Here is a 2,023-nt window from a genome sequence, read left to right as displayed (position 1 = left end):
TGGCCTTTCTACTTGCGCGATCGCCTGAATGATAGGCAATCTCTCATAGGTATATTCAGAGTAAGCTTTCTCCCAAGTAGCCCTAAGTCGGAGGTCGCCGTATTGGGCTTTTATCTCCAGATGAGATATCCCCATCTGAGTGAAAAACTTCCGGTATTGCGGAACTGTCTGTGGTTGTGTCATAATTAACCTCATTAGCATATTTTTCCTGGACTAAAGCATCCATGTCTTTTTCCCAAGGTTCAATATCTGGTGTTTTTGACATAGAAACTTTATTATTTTCTTTAGACTCTGGTTCAGACCCTGGGGAGGTGTCTGGGACAGGGTCTTGTTCTACATAAAAATACTCTTTGATAATTTCGGCGGCCAAATCATCAGGGTCTTGACCTTTTTCTTCGGCTTTTTTTCTCAGGGCAGCCATCACATCTTCAGGCAATTTAACCCTCGAACCTCTTTTCTTTTTCTCAGGACTCACAGTTGCTTCTATTGACCTCGTGGTAATAGGCTTATTTTCTTCTTCACTGATGTGGAGTATGTCTTGCCAAGCAGTATCAATGTCATAGTCATGGCCTTTTTTCTTTGCAGGTTCGTATAAAGCGTAGGCTTGAGATACGTTGCTGGGGAGTTCTTTAAACCCATTGACCATTAAATTCCAAGTTGTCTGAGCTGCCTTGATAATGTGTTCGACTCGCCAAGCTGTTTTCTTGAGTCGCTTCAGACAGTATTCTTTGAAATTTTTAAATCCTAGTTTCTTGTAAAGTTTATAAACTTTTATTGCGTTGTAAGCCAACCCTTCTTCTACATAAGAGTAGCTGGCTGTTGTCAACACAAATTCTGCACGTTCTAGGCAGTTTTCTCGGTGTACAAAGTCATTAGACAGATACATTTCCTCGTAAGGATACCAAATAATTTCTCCCCACTCAGGAAGATCGCTTGGATCAAAGCAATTGGCAAATCCAAATATGTCAAAAAATCCAGACATTTAAAAGAAGTAAGAAAAAGTAAGGTTAATAAGTAAGGGGTGAGGCTAGGAGATAAAAGCTCTCACCCCGGCAAATACCATTAATTATTCACTGAGAATTAGACGGCTATGTCAGTTAGTAGATAGGAATTAACTGTTTGGACAGCTCCGATAGGCATCACCTCCGAAACATCTTTGGCGTACAACTTGACTAATGTTATTAATTACGTATAAGATTATGTCAAGAGGTTTAAGTAAAATAATTCTGTACGTAAAACATGGGTGATGTAAAAATAGATGGCCGGAAAACCAAAATACGGAATCAGGAAAGACAAATTAAATCTATCAGTGACTCCCAAGACAAAGGAGAGAATGAAGGAGATAGCGGACGCATTAAATACGAGCCAGAGCGAGCTATTGGAGAAGTGGGTTCAGGCGTGGGACGAGCTGCAATCCATAGGATTATTGGGGGAATCCTTGGCCTGTTCCGGGAAGTAATGCGGGAAGCTTCGGATTACATGGACGAACATGGCGAAAGGCTGGAAAAAAGGTTGGTAGATCACAAACACAAAAAGGCTAGCTTTTTAGAAAAGTCAGCAGCTCTAGAAACAGAAATCGCACGTCTGTTGGAACAGGTCGAAAAATTACCAGAAGACCCAAACGAAGAAGAAGAGTAAACCCAGGGAGCCGATCGCAGCAATGCGGTCGGCAATTTTTATGCAATGAAAATCCTACATCAACAATTCGCCAAAATAACCACGGGGGAATTTAGTGGGAAAATATTCCAACTCAACCACTACCATCAACACCTACACGTTGCCTACTTCCCCGGTCCCCCCGAACAACTCATCAGTATTGAAAATCTAGAGCTAGTTCCCATGCCATTCCCCTACTGGAGAACCAAGGGGGAAGGAATGGTGGTATGGGTAGAACAACCCAACAGTAAAAGATGTGACACATTACCCATCTCGGAGCAAATCTCCCTATCAGCAAGTAGGGTATTAAAGTTAAAAACTCACATCAAACTACACAAAGAACAACTTAAAAAAACTCGCAGAAAAT

3 protein-coding genes are annotated in these 2,023 nt (G+C 41.5%); 2 read left to right on the top strand and 1 reads right to left on the bottom strand.

The annotated features are described in order from the left end of the window. Nucleotides 1-82 precede the first annotated feature (82 nt). Entirely contained in the window at nt 83-982 is a 900-nt protein-coding gene (locus F6K15_RS37825; protein WP_293071226.1) for a hypothetical protein, read from the bottom strand. 257 nt (nt 983-1,239) lie between these two features. Between F6K15_RS37825 and F6K15_RS37820 the strand changes: the two genes are divergently transcribed. Beyond that, nucleotides 1,240-1,638 carry a hypothetical protein gene (locus F6K15_RS37820; protein ID WP_293071224.1) on the top strand — a complete coding sequence of 133 codons (399 nt, stop codon included), beginning with the start codon at nt 1,240-1,242 and terminating at the stop codon, nt 1,636-1,638. 45 nt (nt 1,639-1,683) lie between these two features. Continuing rightward, on the top strand, nt 1,684-2,023 hold a 340-nt coding region (locus F6K15_RS37815; RefSeq protein WP_293071223.1), incomplete at its 3' end, for a hypothetical protein.

This window comes from Okeania sp. SIO2B3, from assembly GCF_010672525.1.
GTDB lineage: Bacteria > Cyanobacteriota > Cyanobacteriia > Cyanobacteriales > Microcoleaceae > Okeania.
This window is presented reverse-complemented; position numbering and strand designations above follow the sequence as displayed.

Coding starts and splice junctions, on each gene's coding strand:
- F6K15_RS37825 (WP_293071226.1), bottom strand. CDS start 982: ATGTCTGGATTTTTTGACATATTTGGATTTGCCAATTGCTTTGATCCA.
- F6K15_RS37820 (WP_293071224.1), top strand. CDS start 1,240: ATGGGTGATGTAAAAATAGATGGCCGGAAAACCAAAATACGGAATCAG.